This window comes from Snodgrassella sp. B3088 (genome assembly GCF_026535815.1).
Lineage (GTDB): Bacteria > Pseudomonadota > Gammaproteobacteria > Burkholderiales > Neisseriaceae > Snodgrassella > Snodgrassella alvi_E.
The window spans coordinates 128,617-145,428 of sequence record NZ_JAFNPG010000004.1 but is presented as its reverse complement, the minus strand read 5'-3'; the positions used below and the strand labels follow the sequence as shown (position 1 = coordinate 145,428).

Here is a 16,812-nt window from a genome sequence, read left to right as displayed (position 1 = left end):
AGCAATAATTTATTTGTAAGGAAATTCAAGAGTTTTAAATTATATAGTCAGAAATGTGTAGGTTGGGCTGGAAACCTGAAATCCCTTACAATAGATAGCTAAATTAATCTGTTTCAGATAAAAATTAGTAAAGTCAGAATAATATGAGTGACGTAATCCAACAATCAGACCACGGTGAAGATTATCTCCTTTTAGGGCAGTATGCTGAACGTGCTTATCTAGCCTATGCTATGAGTGTGGTGAAAGGTCGGGCATTGCCGGATGTGGCAGACGGTCAAAAACCGGTACAGCGGCGCATTCTGTATGCCATGAAAGATATGGGCTTGGTACATGGCTCCAAGCCAGTGAAATCGGCGCGCGTAGTGGGTGAAATTCTGGGTAAATATCATCCGCATGGTGATGCATCTGCCTATGATGCGATGGTACGCATGGCTCAGGATTTTACTTTACGCTATCCATTGATTGACGGTATCGGTAATTTCGGATCACGCGATGGCGATAGTGCTGCAGCCATGCGTTATACAGAAGCACGTTTAACTCCGATTGCTGAATTGCTGCTGTCCGAAATCGACATGGGTACGGTGGATTTCATTCCCAATTATGATGGTGCCTTTGTTGAACCTACAGTTTTGCCAGCTCGACTGCCGATGATTTTGTTGAATGGCGCTTCTGGTATTGCAGTTGGTCTGGCCACAGAAATTCCTTCACATAATCTACGTGAAGTTAGCGCGGCAGCTATAGCATTATTAAAACAACCTACTTTAGATACTGCAGCTTTAATGCAGCATCTACCTGGCCCTGATTTCGCTGGCGGCGGGCAGATTATTACTTCACCGGAGGATATTCAGGTTATTTATGCTCAGGGTAAAGGCAGTATTCGAGTACGGGCACGGTACGAAATAGAAAAGCTGGCGCGTGGACACTGGCGGGCAATAGTAACCGAGCTACCTCCGGGTACGTCTGCGCAAAAAATTTTGGCAGAGATAGAAGAACAGACTAATCCTAAACCTAAAACCGGTAAAAAAAATCTGACTCAGGAGCAAATGAATACGCGCACACTGATGCTTTCGCTGCTGGAAAGGGTGCGAGATGAATCAGATGGACAGGCTCCGGTGCGGCTGGTATTCGAACCGAAATCCAGTCGCATTCAGCCGGATGAATTCATGAATACATTACTGGCTCAAACCAGTCTTGAGGGAAATGTAGCGATTAATCTGGTAATGATGGGGCAGGATAATAAACCTGCGCAAAAGAACCTTGTTCAGATTCTGCGTGAGTGGCTTGATTTTCGTATTCTGACTGTTACACGACGTTTACAGTATCGGTTAGAGCAGGTAGAGAAACGTATTCATATTTTGCAAGGCAGGCAGAATGTATTTCTGCATATAGATGAAGTTATTCGCGTTATCCGTGAATCAGATGAACCAAAACAAGAATTGATATCGGCATTCGGCTTAAGTGAGATACAGGCGGATGATATTCTGGAAATTCGTTTGCGTCAGTTGGCCAGATTGGAATGGATTAAACTAGAAACAGAATTGAATAAACTGCAGCAGGAGCGTGAGCAATTAGTTTCGTTACTTGAAAATGAAATTGCCAAGAAAAATTTAGTAATTAAGGAAATTGAGGTTGATACCAAACTTTATGGCGATAACCGCCGCACTCTGATTCAGCCGGCAGAGCGCGCTACACTTACTCAGATGACAGCTGATGAGCCGGTTACGCTGGTATTATCGAAGAAAGGCTGGCTGAAAACGCGGGTTGGGCATAATTTGGATTTGAGCCAGACCACCTTTAAAGAGGGCGATGGACTAATGCAGGCCGTGGAAGGTCGTACGGTATGGCCGGTTATCCTGCTGGACTCGCACGGACGTGCCTACAGCGTTGATGCAGCCAGCATTCCTGGTGGTCGCGGTGATGGCGTGCCGGCCGGTTCGCTAGTTGAGCTTGATCAAGGAGCCACAATCGTCGCAATGCTCACTGCCTTACCTCAGCAGCATTACCTTTTGGCCAACAGTGGTGGCTATGGTTTTGTGATTGCCTTCAAAGATTTGGTTAGCCGTACTAAAAACGGCAAAGTGGTGATGACGGTTAATGATAATGAAACATTATTGCCACCTCTGCCAGTGCCGGCCAAATCCTTGTCTGCCGGTAGCCAAACCGAGCTGATTGCTGTTTCCAGTGCTAACCGTCTGCTTGCTTTTCCTTTACTTGAACTTAAGGTGATGGCTAAAGGGCGCGGTCTGCAAATCATGAGTTTGCCGTCTGATGAGACATTAAATTTCATTGTGCTGTCAGACTCACCAGAATTTACGTTGGAAACTCAAGGTAAACGAGGTGGCCGTCATCAGGAAACACTGCGTGTACAGGATATAAGTAACAGGAGAGGACACAAAGGTAAAGAATTAAACGTTTCGGGCACAATTCTGGCTATATACGGTACTTTGAATAATGGAAATTAAGCCGGTATGAAAACCCGTATTCATGGCTGGCCGCAATATCTGGACAGGCTTTCTGCCTTACTTAATATTGCCCGCATGAGCCTGTTGTTTTCCATCATGACTTTTTACGTTCTGACCCGAAACATGGATGAACCGGGACTAAGCGTACCAATATTCAATAAACCTGAGCTCTACAGCTGGGCGGCACTTTACGGTTTTCTGATTTTGTTTTCGATGCTGGTACCGCGTTGGCAAAATCAGCCGGACGCTCTACCCAATGTTAATGCGGCTGTAGACATCACCATGATTGCATGGCTGATGAGTATGGCTGGTGGTGTGGACAGCGGCTTTGGTATTTTGTTGTTGCCATTTGTGGCTGCCGCTTGCTTGTTTAGCCGTGGTCGTTATCCGCTAATATATGCAGGATATGTCACCTTACTGATTGTGATCATTACTTGGTTGCAAATTAGCCGTAATGGTTTTGAAAATATCAGTATGCGGATTTGTACCATCGCGTTCATGCTGATTGCAGCTGTTTACCTTGTGGCTGGGCTGACCGCTTATGTGGCCACTTCACTAGCCCGCTCGCAAAATCTACAATATCAGCAATCAAAGATGCTCGACAGTTATCGCCACCTGCTGGATCGTGCTTTTAATTATGTGCAGGAAGGGGTAGTGGTATTAGATGAAAGTGGCATGATATGGTTAATTAACCGTAAAGCACAGAAATATTTTCCTACGCTGGTAGTGGATACTCGCACAGTTATTTTTCGTCAGATTATGCATTACTGGCACACAGAGCAGAAAAATATATTTGAAATCAACTGTACTCTCAATGGTTTGCCGATGCGGGTACATGCGCGACTGCTACAGGAGGCCAATACGCCTTTATTGATGTTGTCTATGCGTGCCCGTACTGAAATAGATCAGGAGGCTATGGCTCTTAAACTGGCATCTCTAGGGCAATTAACCGCTAATCTGGCGCATGAAATACGCAATCCGATGTCCGCTGTACGTCAGGCCAATGAACTATTGCAGGAGGAAGAAAACGATCCGGCACGGCTGAAACTGTTTCATATTGTGGACAATAATATCAGTCGAATTGATAAAATGCTTGAAGACATCGGCGTCTTAAATAAACGTGATAAAAAAAACAGGCAGGTTATTGATTTGCGCGTTTTCTGGTCTGCGTTTGTACAGGAATTCATACTGATTAAACCTCAGGCTTTGCATTGTATTCAGCTTGAAGCCGACAGTGAACCTTTGGTAGTCAGTTGTGACTCAATACATTTGCAACAGATAATGTGGAATCTAATGAATAATGCTTGGCGACACAGCCGGCAGAATAAAGAGGCTATTCGGGTTGTCATGCGCAAAGAATTGCAGCAGAAAATTTCAATTATAGTGATAGATAATGGTGCGGGTGTGAGTGCAGAGAATCAGTTACATCTATTTGAGCCATTTTTTACTACTGAGCCCAGTGGTACGGGGCTGGGGCTGTATGTGGCGCGTGAACTGGCTTTAGCCAATCACGGACAGTTAAATTACAGTCCGCAATTAAATGGATTTGAATTGACTTTGCCAAGGATGGTTGATGAATAGTCAGGTAGAATTAAAAAAGCCAGTGCTGGTAATAGATGATGAAGCTGATATTCGTGATTTAATGGAATTAACCCTGATAAAAATGGGTTTATCTGTCCAGACCGCTGCCGGAGTGGCTGAAGCCAAAAAAGCATTACGTAATCATGCTTTCTCTTTGGTACTTACTGATATGCGCATGCCAGACGGATCTGGTCTGGAAATTGTAGATTATATAACCGAACACAATCTGGATATTCCGATTGCTGTGATTACTGCTTACGGTAATGCAGTGCAAGCAGTGCAGGCACTAAAAAATGGTGCTTTTGATTATCTGCAAAAACCCATTACTCTGGCACAACTACGCACATTAGTTAAATCTGTGCTGACAATCAACCATAGCTCTGATACCGACACCATCACTAAAGCAGCTACAACCACTAAACAAACTGAAGTGAAATCCCAGAATGTTTCTGAGCCCGGTAGAGGGAACCAAAGTGCTGCTCAAGAGCGACTGCTTGGTCACTCCCCTTTAATTGCTGAAGTGCGACAATTAATAAGCAAACTGGCTAAATCCAATGTACCCGTCTATATTGCTGGGGAATCCGGTAGTGGAAAAGAGCAAGCAGCACGCAGTATTCATGAACAATCAGCTCGTAAAGATAAAGCATTTGTTGCAGTCAATTGCGGGGCGATTCCTGAAGCATTGATGGAAAGTGAGTTTTTTGGTTATAAAAAAGGGAGTTTTACCGGCGCAGACAGTGACAGAGCAGGATTTTTTCAGCATGCAGACGGTGGAACATTATTTTTGGATGAAGTGGCTGATTTGCCATTATCCATGCAGGTAAAGCTTTTGCGTGCCATTCAGGAACGAGCTGTTCGCCGGATTGGTGAAATGGAAGAAAAGCAGGTTGATGTCCGTCTTATCTGTGCTACTCATAAAGACCTGAATGCTTTGGTAGAATCGGGACAATTTCGGCAGGATTTGTTTTACCGTCTAAATGTGGTTTCTATAACCATGCCCCCCTTACGTGAATTACGTGATGATTTACCAGAACTGATTCAGGTTTTGTTGCAACGTATTCTACGTGATGAAACCATGACCCTGAGCCCGGCAGCTGAGCAAGCTTTATTGCAATATAGCTATCCCGGCAATTTCCGCGAGCTGGAAAATATATTAGAACGAGCAATTGCTTTATCAAAAAATCATATTATCGAAGTTGATGATTTACAGATTCAAAGTCTCTCATTTGATAATCAGCGTAATTTATCAGTAGATAGTGTCCGTAATTCTGCCGGGGAAAATCCCGCAAGGACAGATTTTCAGTTTGGTCACACCCAGATTCAGGACTATCTCGACGATGTAGAACGTCATATTCTGCAGCAGGCGCTGGCACAAACCCGTTATAACCGTACACAAGCGGCAAAACTATTGGGAATCAGCTTTAGATCAATGCGTTATCGGATGGAACGATTGGGTATTGCCTAATGATACAAGCAATGGTTTTAACTGGGCAGATTGTAAACCTGAGTAAGTTGTGCATGCCTCTGCAAAATCTATTAGAGACAGAAAAACTGCACTATCAGCCGCAGCCACCTGAGCATGGTTTGTACTTATATTATGATGATTACGGCCTTGCTCTGGCTAAAGCCGGAAATAAGGGTGTTGTACGTGTGGATTTCGTGCAGGGAACAGCTAGGCACCGGCGCCTGTTTGGTGGTGGTGAGCTGCTGGCTCGTGCCGTACAGGCTAAAACTCAGCCGCTGGTCTGGGATGCTACTGGTGGGCTGGGTCGGGATGCGTTTGTAATAGCTTCTATGGGATTAAAGGTGGTGGTATTTGAACGCAATCCTTATGTCTATGCTTTGTTGGCAGACGGTTTGCAAAGAGCACTAGCAGATCATCATACAGCTCAGATAGCACAGCGGATTGATTTGAAATATGGCAGTATTACTTGTAAAGCGGCAATGCAAAAAACGGATTCCTTGCCAGATGTGATATATCTGGATCCAATGTATCCCCAGAAGCAGAAATCAGCGGCGGTAAAAAAGGAAATGGCTTATTTCCATGAGCTGCTGGGAACCGCTGATGAGAATAACGACATGGATTTATTACTGGCAGCACAACAACTTGCTTGTAAACGAGTGATTGTGAAACGGCCAGCTAATGGTAGATTTTTGGCAGAAAAACAGCCAGCTTTTCAGTATTTAGGCAAAACCACGCGTTTTGATGGGTATATTCCATTATAATTTATTTAGGCAGCATTTTTTAGAAAAGAGTCACTAATATAGCAATTTGTAGCATAGGGGAGAATATTAAATGGCCAGAAAAATATGGGCCTACGCCAAAGATGAACATGAGAAATTTGTTTACAACAAGCAATTGGAAAAGCTTGAAATCTTTTATATCTGGGATGTGCTGAAATTAAAACAGCAACACCCTGAAGCCTATTCAGGACTCAAGTTTTATTCAACCGAATTTGATGAAATCAACCGGCAGGAATTAATACCAACAGAATATGGATTTTTCAGATATCAATCGGATGAAGTTGATAAGAACAAGCAAGAATCAATATATCATTCAACAGCAATGTTGGTTTTGCAGGAAATGTCTGAAATAAACTTCACAATTGATAATGATAATTATCATTTTAGTTTTTCAAAATTCCTAGTTGAACCATGCCTGAAATTTCAACATTTTGATAAAAATGAAGAAAAATATTATCCGGATTTAGTCGGTTATTTTAGTGAAGACTGTGAATTATACGATAAATGGAATGGATGTCTGGCGATTGAAGTAGTTTTTACTAATCCCTGTTATCAGAAAAAAATAAAATCATTTGAGAAAAATCATATTCCCATTATCGAAGTCAGCATCTCAAAAAAACTAAAACTTGATACAGAATTTTGTGGAGAAATAAATTTTACAGTTGATGAAGTTAAAAAATATTACTATGCGCTGAAACAAATATTTGCAAAAAAAGTGTATGGCAAAATCCGTTCGGATCCTGTATCAAAAAAATATCATCAAAATGAAATAAACAATCTTGAAATTTTATATGAACAGACTTTACTTGAACTAGAACAGTTAAAACATCTGAATAATATTCAGCTATTTGATCAATATGTACAGCTGAATCAGGAATATGAAAAATTGCAAGCCAATGTGTCTAATTTGTATCAAATGATGAGTAATATGCAGCAAAGAGAATGGAGTTTGAATACCCGTTTAAATCATTATTTGAATATGGGGTTTTGGCAGAGACTAAAGTTTTTGTTACAAATACCCATTGAATAATTAATAAAAGCTGCTAATCATTTAGCAGCTTGCTTGATTATTGCAAAATATTTTCAGAAAGTATAGCCGGTCTGAATTTCTTCAGCTCCGATCAATTCAGTGATTAATTGTAATAATGGGCGCAATTCATGATAACGTCGGCTAGTCTTACGTAAATATTTTAGGAAGCGATGAATTTCACTACGGTATTTGTCTTTACCATCACGATAATACAATCGGGCAAAAATACCGGCTACTTTCAGATGACGCTGCACGCCCATCAATTCAAAATCACGGTAGAAATGGTCAAAATCATTATGAACCGGTAGTCCGGCAGCCCGAGCCTTCTCCCAGTATCGAATAACGATGTCCAGTACAAATTCTTCATCCCATTCAATAAAAGCATCGCGAAGCAACGAGACTAAATCATAAGTAATTGGACCGTATAATGCATCCTGAAAATCCAGAATACCGGGGCGGCCACGAGTAAGCATAATATTACGTACAATGTAGTCACGGTGTACATAAACCTGTGGTTGAGCCAGAATGACCGGTAAAACGGCAGATACAGCCTGTTGCCACAGATGTTTCTGTTTTTCAGTCAGAGATAAGCCAAGTTCTTTTTGTACATACCATTCTGGAAACAGTTGCATTTCTCGTGTCATGACCGTTTCATCATATATTGGTAGTTGATCTGGTAGACTAGCCTTTTGCAGGGTAATTAACTCATCAACTGCTTCCAGTAATAGTATTTTATGCACTTCTGGACGTTTATCTTGCAATAGTGCTGCCAGATAGGGCGTATGGCCGAAATCCTCCAATGCCATAAATCCTTTTTGCGCGTCTGCATGATAGATTTTGGGTACATTTATGGCCTGAAAAAGGTGCTGGACCTTGATATAAGGCTGAATGCTCATTTTATCAGGTGGCGCATCCATACAGATTACACTGTGGTTATCCTTGAAAACAGCTCGGAAATAACGGCGGAAATCAGCATCAGCAGCAGCAAAGCTAAGAACAAAATCCTGTTGCGGATAACATGTATGTAACCATTTTTTTAGTTCGGATTCTCGTTGCATGGCATTTTTCAGGTTAAAATAAACACTATTTTAACTGGCAAAGCCGTTTAGGTGATACTTTGTCCTACATATTTTCCCCCAAACCATTGGCATTGGCCTTAACAACTGTGTTTTGTGCTTTTCCAGCACTAGCTTTGGCTGCTTCTCCTCTTTCTATGGGTGAGGGTAATGTCTGTACCGCACCTCAGCGTCCGAAACACTTTGTCAAACCTGTGCAAAGCAGTGGTGAATCCAATCCGGGTACAGACGTAACGCGGGTTGTGGCTGATGACGTCAATGGACAATCACAAGTGCAAGTGCATGCCAAAGGCAATGTGATTATTGAACGTAATGATGTCACCCTGAACTCAGACTGGGCTGATTATGATCAGCAAAGCCAGATTATCAAAGCTGGAGACCATTTTACACTGGATAATGGTGAAAGCCGCGTCAGCGGCGAGCATGTAACTTATGACATGGCTAAAAGTACCGGAGTGGGTGATGCCGGCCGCTTTGAAATGGAAAAGGACAACCGTCGTCTACAAGGCGTTGGTGACGAAATACAGATGGGCGGTAAAAATCGCTATCGTTTGCAAAGTGCCAAGTTCAATACCTGTAATCCAGGTGATGACAGCTGGTATATTCGTTCCGGTAGTATTGATTTGGATTACGATAAAAACGTTGGTGTGGCTCGTAATGCAACACTGGTTTTTGGCGGAGTGCCTCTATTCTATACACCATGGATTGATTTTCCACTAAATGGCAGCCGTAAGAGCGGTTTTCTTGCTCCAACCATTAAGGGCGGTTCTGATGGTTTTGAGCTGATGACCCCCTATTATCTGAATCTGGCTCCGAATTATGATGCTACTATCCGACCCCATTTAATCAGTAGCCGCGGCATCCAACTCGGAGGTGATTTTCGCTATCTACAACCGAAATATCAGGGACAGCTTAGTGCTGACTGGGTACCCAGTGACCAGAAGAGTAGCCACAAAAATCGTGCTGAAGTAGATTTCACCCACACACAACAGCTAGCAAAAGGCTTAAGCGGTGGCATTGATTATCATCAGGTTTCTGATGATGATTACCGCCGAGATTTCTGGAGCGGTGATAGTGGTAGTGTAAATCTGAACCGACAGGCTTGGCTAAATTATCATCAAGATATATGGGGTGGTACATTTGACGGTAACCTGATGGTGCAAAAATATCAGACATTGGCTTCTACCAGTGGCTATAAAGATCAACCTTATTCACGCCTGCCACGCCTGTCTGCCACATGGAACCGTTACTTTGGCAACCATTACGCCGTAAATGTATATGCAGAAGCTACCCGATTTGAAGGCAAAGAAACGGGTCATAAAGATTGGCTGAATAAATATCCGAATGGTACGCGGCTGGTATTATTTCCATCTTTGACCGCTGATTACTCTACCACATGGGGATATGTACGGCCTAAGCTGAGTTTCCATGCCACACATTACGATATGAGCAAACAGAATAATCAGGATAAACGCAGCATGGATCGTGCAGTTCCTTTGCTCAGCGTAGATTCAGGTATGACGTTTGAGCGGTTGTGGAAAACTAAAAACATGCATAAAGGGTTTATTCAGACACTGGAACCACGCTTGTTCTATACATATATACCACGACGCAATCAAGAAGATATGCCCTTATTTGATACAGCTGAAAACAGTTTTACTTATGATCAGTTGTTCCGTGAAAACCGGTATTCCGGTCAGGATAGAATCAATGCGGCTAATTTTCTGACTACTGCATTGCAATCACGTGTATATGATAGTACTACTGGCATTGAACGATTTGCGGCCGGTATTGGCCAGCGTTTTTATTTTCAGGATGATAATGTTAAACTGAATGAAAACACTCCGAAAAACAAAGAACGCAAACGCTCAGACATGGTGGCTTTTGGTCGTGCGGCTCTGAGTAATCACATTACTGCTGAATCCAAATGGCATTACAATCAGGATCTGAAAACATCTGAAAGTTATAATTTTGGCATCCGCTACACGCCAAAACCTGGTAAAACCATTAGTGTTCGTTACAAATATGGTCGTGATGAAAATCTCTATGATGATGTTTATGGCAAAATGCGTTCTATTGATGTAGGAGTCCAGTGGCCGGTAAGCCGCAATTATTATCTTGTTGCGCGTCAAAATTATGATTTTGCTCACAGTGTCACCCTTAATCAGACCATTGGTCTGGAATATCAGAGTCCTTGCCACTGCTGGAGTGCGGGCCTAGTCGGTGCACGCTATACAGATGACTATAAAAAACGTAAAACCGCCGTATTATTTCAATTACAGTTGCGAGACCTGACCGGAGTGGGTAATGGTCCTCTTAGCCAGCTTGGTTCACAAATTCCCGGTTACAGCAATACTTACGAGGTAAAACATTAATGAAGCGCATACATAAATGGTTGGCAACAAGCATAATGGCCGTGGCCATTCCTTCTGCACTGGCACTAGATATCAAACCGGTTGATAACATTGTTGCTGTCGTCAATGATGATGTAATAACTAAGCAAGAGCTGGATTTGGTGACTAATCAGATGCGTTCACAACTGCCTAAAGGCAAATCAGTTAGTGCAGCTGATTTAGAGCAGCAGGCACTGGCACAATTGATACGCAAAGATTTATTGGTACAAGCGGCCAAACGTGCCAATATTCGTTTGAGTAATGCCGATGTAAATGAAGCAATTGAACAATTTGCCGCTCAGCGCCATATGACGGCTAAAGAGCTAATTCAGCGTATTGCCAAAGAAGGTATCAGTGAAAATCAACTGCGACGCACCATGACTGAAAATCTTTTAGCTCAAAAAATAGAGCAGAGTGAAGTGATGGGTAAAAGTCAGGTAAGTGATGCTGAAATTGATGATGCCATTGCCCGTGCTCAGCAGGATGGTCGTCCTTTACCACCTCCTATCACAGCATATTCTTATCATGTGCAACATATTCTTTTGAAAAATGATAATGATATTACTCGCAAACTGATTGAGCAGATTGCCCAGCAGGCACGTTCTGGTGCATCGTTTGAACAGTTAGCTCGCCAGTATTCTCAAGATGGCAGTGCTCAAAATGGTGGTGATTTGGGATGGATTATAGATGGTGAAACTGTCCCGCCGTTTGAGGCGGCTGTTAAATCTTTACAGCCGGGACAGATATCGATGCCAGTTCGTACTCAATTCGGATGGCATGTAATTCGATTGATTGATGTCAGAAGCAATGACACTCCAGCAGAACGTCAGCGTAATGGCATGCGTGCAGTGCTGGTGCAGGAAAAACGAGAACTATTATTACAGAATTTCCTGAAGCAATTGGAGGATCAGGCATATATCAATGTTCGACCTCAGGACTGAAAATGGTGAGAGGGGTGAATTTTTCTCATCAGCAGCCTGTGATTGCCATTACCAGTGGCGAGCCTTCAGGAATTGGTCCGGATATCTGTTTGGATCTGGCTGGCGCTGATTTGCCGGTACGCATTGTGGTTCTGGGTGATAAACGGCTGTTGGAGCAGCGGGCTGCATTATTGGGTAAACATATTTTTATTCAGTCTTATCAGCGAGATACTCAGCCGATAAAAGGAATGCTGGAAGTTTGTCATATTCCCGTACAAGTACCAGTGCAGGCCGGTTTATTGGATGTTCACAATGCAGATTATGTTTTGCAGTTGCTAAATAGAGCATATGCAGGTATTGAACAGGGTGAATTTGCGGCCATGGTCACTGCACCTGTACACAAAGGTATCATCAATGATAGCGGTATACCTTTCAGTGGACATACCGAATATTTGGCAGCAAAAAGTGATACGCCCTTAGTGGTTATGATGCTGGCTGGAGGCGGTTTGAAAGTAGCTCTGGCTACAACTCATTTACCATTGCGAAAAGTAGCTGATGCGCTGACGGCTGAATTATTGACAGAAGTTCTTATTATCCTGCATCGTGACTTACAGCATAAATTTGGTCTGTCACAGCCACGCATTCTTGTTGCCGGACTCAATCCGCATGCCGGAGAAAACGGACATTTGGGACATGAAGAAAATACTATTATCACTCCTGTGATTAAGAAGTTGCAACAGCAAAATATGCAAGTCAGCGGCCCTTTTCCAGCAGATACACTATTTCAGCCATTTATGCTTAAAGAAGCAGACGCGGTTTTGGCTATGTATCATGATCAGGGACTGCCTGTATTAAAATATGCCAGTTTTGGCGAAGGAGTGAATATCACTCTGGGATTACCATTTATACGTACTTCAGTAGATCATGGTACTGCTCTGGACCTTGCCGGGACGGGGAAAGCCAGCAGCAGCAGTTTATTTGCGGCGGTCAGCAGTGCGATTGAAATGTGTCACAGAAGTAAGTTCGAATAATGCACTTACCCGTAATTGATAAATACGGGCAGACATCATAAAATCAGATTAACGTACGGCATGGAAAATACTGATATGGCTACGCCGTTTATTGAAATGAAGGATGTGGTTTTTGCCTATGGCGATCGACCCATTCTTAAAAACATAAATTTTAAGCTGGAGCAAGGCAGTTTTACCGCAATCATGGGCAGTTCTGGTAGCGGTAAGACCACCTTGCTACGCTTGATTACTGGTCAGATTACCGCGCAGCAGGGACAGGTGCTGATTAATGGCCGCGATATTGCTAAATTCAGCCGCGAAGAGTTGTATCATCATCGCCGCAATATGGGTGTTCTGTTTCAGTTTGGTGCGCTGTTTACAGATTTGTCGGTTTTCGATAATGTGGCTTTTCCGATGCGCGAACACACTGATTTACCAGAAAGCATGATTCATGATCTGGTAATCATGAAGCTGAATGCGGTAGGTTTGCGTGGCGTAGAAAAATTAATGCCGTCCGAACTTTCCGGCGGTATGTCCCGCCGAGTGGCACTAGCACGCACTATTGCACTTGATCCGGCCTTATTGCTATATGATGAGCCATTTACCGGTCTGGATCCAATTTCGCTGGGTGTGATAGCAGGCTTGGTAAGTAAAGTAAACAAAGCTTTGCAAACCACGAGTGTAATGGTGACACACGATATACAGCAATCACTGGATATAGCCAGCCATGTGGTTTTTCTGGCACATGGGGAAATTATTTTTTCCGGTTCACCACACCAAATGCGTGAACTGGATTCACCATGGGTAAATCAGTTTATACATGGTCAGGCTGACGGGCCGGTGGCATTTCGCTATCCGGCAACCACTACCTTACAACAGGATTTAGACATCGCGTGATGAAAGCTATAGAAGAACTGGGTGCAAAAACCCTCAGTTTTGTCCAGCACCTTGGGCGCGCCACTTTATTTCTGTTTGCTGCGTTATTGCGCAGCGGAACAGTGTTACGCCGGCCGGGACTGATGATAAGGCAAATGTATTTTTCTGGGGTACTTTCCATTATCATCATTGCCGTATCTGGCCTGTTTGTCGGTATGGTGCTGGGATTACAAGCTTATACACAGCTGGCGAAATTTAAATCGGCTGATATATTGGGATATATGGTGGCTGCTGCTATGCTGCGCGAACTGGGACCTGTACTGGCAGCTATTCTATTTGCTAGCAGCGCAGGAGGTGCCATGACCAGTGAAATCGGGCTAATGAAAACAACAGAGCAGCTTGAAGCCATGAATGTTATGGCCATTGATCCAGTGGCTAGAGTTGTGGCACCACGGTTTTGGGCAGGTGTGCTCTCCATGCCTTTGTTGGCTTCCATCTTTAATGTGGCCGGTGTCTATGGTGCTTATCTGATCGGCGTAAAATATTTTGGTATGGATGACGGTGTATTTTGGGGGCAGATGCAGAATAATCTGGATTTCTATTATGATGTGGTAAACGGCCTGATTAAATCGCTGGTATTTGGTGTGATCGTCACACTGATTGCAGTTTATCAGGGTTTTTATGCACAACCTACTTCAGAAGGTATTCTGCGTGCCAATACACGAACCGTGGTATCCAGCTCCCTGACCATTCTGGCAGTGGATTTTATGCTGACCGCACTGATGTTTACCAAATAAGATATGGATTAACAGGATAATGATATGAAAAAAAACAGTCTAGAAATGCTGGTTGGTCTATTTGTCTTAATAGGCATCGTGGCAATATTGTTTTTATCTTTTCGTGTAGCAGGCGGAAATGGTATCGGTTCTTCACAGCCTACTTATACTTTATCTGCATCATTCAGTGATATTGGAGGGCTCAAAGCACAGGCCCCAGTTAAAGCTGCTGGTGTAGTGGTAGGACGGGTAGACAAAATAGTACTTGATCCAAAAACCTATTGGGCAAAAGTAACTTTAAAAATTGATAAACAGTACCAATTTAGCACAGATACTTCTGCGCAAATTCTGACATCCGGATTACTCGGTGATCAGTATGTGGGGTTGGAGCAGGGTGGAGATCCAGATAATCTTGCCGACGGAGATACCATTACCATTACTAGCTCTGCTTTGGTACTGGAACAGCTTATTGGGAAATTTATGACCAACTTTGCTGAAGGCAACGCTAAAGATGATCACAAAAAAACGGCTGACAGCACTGCTGCCAGTGAATAAAAGCAATTGAAGTTGTAAAACTAATAAAATTTAATTTTAAGGCTTATTTATAATGAAACTAAACAAATCTAAATTTTTGGGTGCATTAAGCATTTGTATCATGAGTATCAGCATGGCTATTGCTTCGCCACAACAGGCTGTAGGCCAGCTAAAGGAGAATGCTACTCAAGTACTGAATATACTGGGGGCCGCTAATGGTAAAAATGACGAGCAGGTACGGCGTCAGGCGGAAAATTATGCCATTCCTTATTTTGATTTTGAACGCATGACTGCTCTGGCTGTCGGAGCACCTTGGCGTACTGCTACACCTGCCCAGCAACAGGATCTGACAAAAGAATTTAAAACACTACTGATTCGTACCTATTCCGGTACCATGCTCAAATTCAGAAACGCAAAAGCGAATGTTTACAACAATCCTGTTGTTAATAAAAAAGGGCGTGAAATTATTGTACGTGTGGATGTCACTACTCCTAACAGTAAGCCAGTACGTATGGATTACACAATGTATCAGTCTGGCAATATGTACCGGATTTATAATGTTGCTGTAGAAGGAGCCAGCCTGGTTACTGTATACCGTAACCAATTTAATCAGACCATCAGCCAGAAAGGTATTGACGGTCTGGTAGCTGAGTTACGCGCTAAAAACGGTAGATAATTATGCAAACCACTGTGCAGGGAAAAACCCTGATGATTCATGACAAAGTCACCATGAGTACAGTAGGAGAGAACGATTATAAGCAGTTCAGTGACTGTATCCGCAGTGGTAAAGTTGAAAAAGTGGATGTCAGTGGGGTGACCGAAGCCGATTCAGCCTGTGTAGCTTTACTCGTGGCTGCTAAAAGATTGGCACACAGACAGAAATTTATGTTGCACATCGCAGGTGTACCGGCAGGGCTGATTACCCTAATGGCACTGTACGGTGTAGAGGAATCGTTACAATGAGTAAAAAAAAATTACTGGCTACCACACTGTTGTTGTTTCTGTGTCAGGCGGGCTGGGCTGAAGATCAGCCCTATAAAGATCCGTATGAAGGTTATAACCGGGTGATGTTTAATATCAACGATCACTTGGATCAATATATCATGACACCTGTTGCACGTGGATATCGTAAAGTTACACCTTCTCCGGTACGAACCGGAGTGAACAACTTTTTCAATAATCTGCGAGATGTAGTTAGTTTCGGCAGTAATCTGCTGCGACTGGATATTGAGAAAGCCAGTACAGATTTTGTTCGGGTAGGGATCAATACTACTTTTGGTTTGGGTGGATTATTGGATATTGCTGACGCAGGCCAAATTCCAAATAATAAAAATACTCTTGGTGACACATTTGCTTCTTGGGGCTGGAAAAACAGTAATTATTTTGTTTATCCGATATTTGGACCGTCTACTGTGCGCGATAGTATTGGCAGCACTATTACAGACGCCTTTCCTGTTGAAAATGCCATTTTTAAGGATGATGCTGTACGTTGGAGTCTGGCCGGATTGAATGGTGTTGCCACTCGTGAAAGCTTACTGGATGTAACTGACAGTTTGAATGATGCTGCGTTGGATCGTTACACTTATATGCGTGATGTGTATATGAAATTACGCAATAAGCAGGTAGGAGGAACACTGTTTCCAGATGATGACGATGACGACGATGATGATATCGATACTCTGGTGGCTCCTGACAGTGATGCAGCTAATACTCAGCCGCAATCTGCAAAACAGGTTGACCAAGCTCCGGTTGTGAAAGCCGATAAAGCAGCTGTTTCTACTGACAACACTGCTGCTGATAAGGCTGAAACTATTTCAGATGAATCAGCCGATAAAACTCAACCAGATAGTGCAGCGACATCTGTTTCATCTTACTGGGATATGCACTAAATCTGTGTTAATGTCTTTTTA

15 protein-coding genes are annotated in these 16,812 nt (G+C 43.0%); 14 read left to right on the top strand and 1 reads right to left on the bottom strand.

What is annotated here, in order from left to right:
* Positions 1-143 precede the first annotated feature (143 nt).
* From parC to J3U75_RS03865, 5 genes are all read left to right on the top strand, one after another.
* Positions 144-2,462 (top strand): DNA topoisomerase IV subunit A, encoded by a 2,319-nt coding sequence (gene parC / locus J3U75_RS03885; RefSeq protein ID WP_267390620.1) that lies wholly within the window; start codon positions 144-146, stop codon positions 2,460-2,462.
* A gap of 6 nt (positions 2,463-2,468) precedes the next feature.
* A complete protein-coding gene (locus tag J3U75_RS03880) occupies positions 2,469-4,043 on the top strand; it encodes an ATP-binding protein (protein ID WP_267390618.1) in 1,575 nt (524 codons plus the stop codon).
* Positions 4,036-5,508, top strand: a complete 1,473-nt coding sequence (locus J3U75_RS03875; protein WP_267390617.1) for a sigma-54-dependent transcriptional regulator — start codon at positions 4,036-4,038, stop codon at positions 5,506-5,508. The genes J3U75_RS03880 and J3U75_RS03875 overlap by 8 nt, the downstream gene beginning before the upstream one ends.
* Entirely contained in the window at positions 5,508-6,269 is a 762-nt protein-coding gene (locus J3U75_RS03870) for a class I SAM-dependent methyltransferase (protein WP_267390616.1), read from the top strand. Before J3U75_RS03875 ends, J3U75_RS03870 begins: the two co-directional genes overlap by 1 nt.
* Positions 6,270-6,339: 70 nt before the next feature.
* The gene (locus J3U75_RS03865; protein ID WP_267390615.1) at positions 6,340-7,317 is read left to right on the top strand and encodes a hypothetical protein; all 978 of its coding nucleotides are present in this window, start codon (positions 6,340-6,342) and stop codon (positions 7,315-7,317) included.
* Between the two features lie 53 nt (positions 7,318-7,370).
* Here J3U75_RS03865 and amgK read toward each other — a convergent pair whose 3' ends face one another.
* Positions 7,371-8,375: an N-acetylmuramate/N-acetylglucosamine kinase AmgK gene (gene amgK, locus J3U75_RS03860; protein ID WP_267390614.1), complete on the bottom strand. Its 1,005-nt coding sequence runs from the start codon at positions 8,373-8,375 to the stop codon at positions 7,371-7,373.
* 59 nt (positions 8,376-8,434) lie between these two features.
* Here amgK and J3U75_RS03855 point away from each other — a divergent pair, with 59 nt between their 5' ends.
* The 9 genes from J3U75_RS03855 to J3U75_RS03815 all read left to right on the top strand — a co-directional run bounded on the left by J3U75_RS03855 (position 8,435) and on the right by J3U75_RS03815 (position 16,791).
* Positions 8,435-10,768: an LPS-assembly protein LptD gene (locus J3U75_RS03855; protein WP_267390613.1), complete on the top strand. Its 2,334-nt coding sequence runs from the start codon at positions 8,435-8,437 to the stop codon at positions 10,766-10,768.
* Complete coding sequence (locus tag J3U75_RS03850; RefSeq protein WP_267390612.1) at positions 10,768-11,727, top strand: peptidylprolyl isomerase; 960 nt, start codon at positions 10,768-10,770, stop codon at positions 11,725-11,727. Before J3U75_RS03855 ends, J3U75_RS03850 begins: the two co-directional genes overlap by 1 nt.
* Before the next feature lie 2 nt (positions 11,728-11,729).
* On the top strand, positions 11,730-12,737 hold the full coding sequence (pdxA, locus tag J3U75_RS03845) for a 4-hydroxythreonine-4-phosphate dehydrogenase PdxA (RefSeq protein WP_267390611.1): 1,008 nt from the start codon (positions 11,730-11,732) through the stop codon (positions 12,735-12,737).
* 75 nt (positions 12,738-12,812) lie between these two features.
* Positions 12,813-13,613, top strand: coding sequence for an ABC transporter ATP-binding protein (locus J3U75_RS03840; RefSeq protein WP_100157255.1), 801 nt, complete (start codon positions 12,813-12,815; stop codon positions 13,611-13,613).
* On the top strand, positions 13,613-14,389 hold the full coding sequence (mlaE, locus tag J3U75_RS03835; RefSeq protein ID WP_100157254.1) for a lipid asymmetry maintenance ABC transporter permease subunit MlaE: 777 nt from the start codon (positions 13,613-13,615) through the stop codon (positions 14,387-14,389). The genes J3U75_RS03840 and mlaE overlap by 1 nt, the downstream gene beginning before the upstream one ends.
* A gap of 24 nt (positions 14,390-14,413) precedes the next feature.
* Positions 14,414-14,923 (top strand): outer membrane lipid asymmetry maintenance protein MlaD, encoded by a 510-nt coding sequence (gene mlaD, locus J3U75_RS03830; protein ID WP_267390610.1) that lies wholly within the window; start codon positions 14,414-14,416, stop codon positions 14,921-14,923.
* A gap of 52 nt (positions 14,924-14,975) precedes the next feature.
* The gene (locus J3U75_RS03825; protein WP_267390609.1) at positions 14,976-15,578 is read left to right on the top strand and encodes an MlaC/ttg2D family ABC transporter substrate-binding protein; all 603 of its coding nucleotides are present in this window, start codon (positions 14,976-14,978) and stop codon (positions 15,576-15,578) included.
* Between the two features lie 2 nt (positions 15,579-15,580).
* Positions 15,581-15,865, top strand: a complete 285-nt coding sequence (locus J3U75_RS03820; RefSeq protein WP_267390608.1) for an STAS domain-containing protein — start codon at positions 15,581-15,583, stop codon at positions 15,863-15,865.
* On the top strand, positions 15,862-16,791 hold the full coding sequence (locus J3U75_RS03815) for a VacJ family lipoprotein (RefSeq protein ID WP_267390607.1): 930 nt from the start codon (positions 15,862-15,864) through the stop codon (positions 16,789-16,791). The genes J3U75_RS03820 and J3U75_RS03815 overlap by 4 nt, the downstream gene beginning before the upstream one ends.
* Positions 16,792-16,812 lie beyond the last annotated feature (21 nt).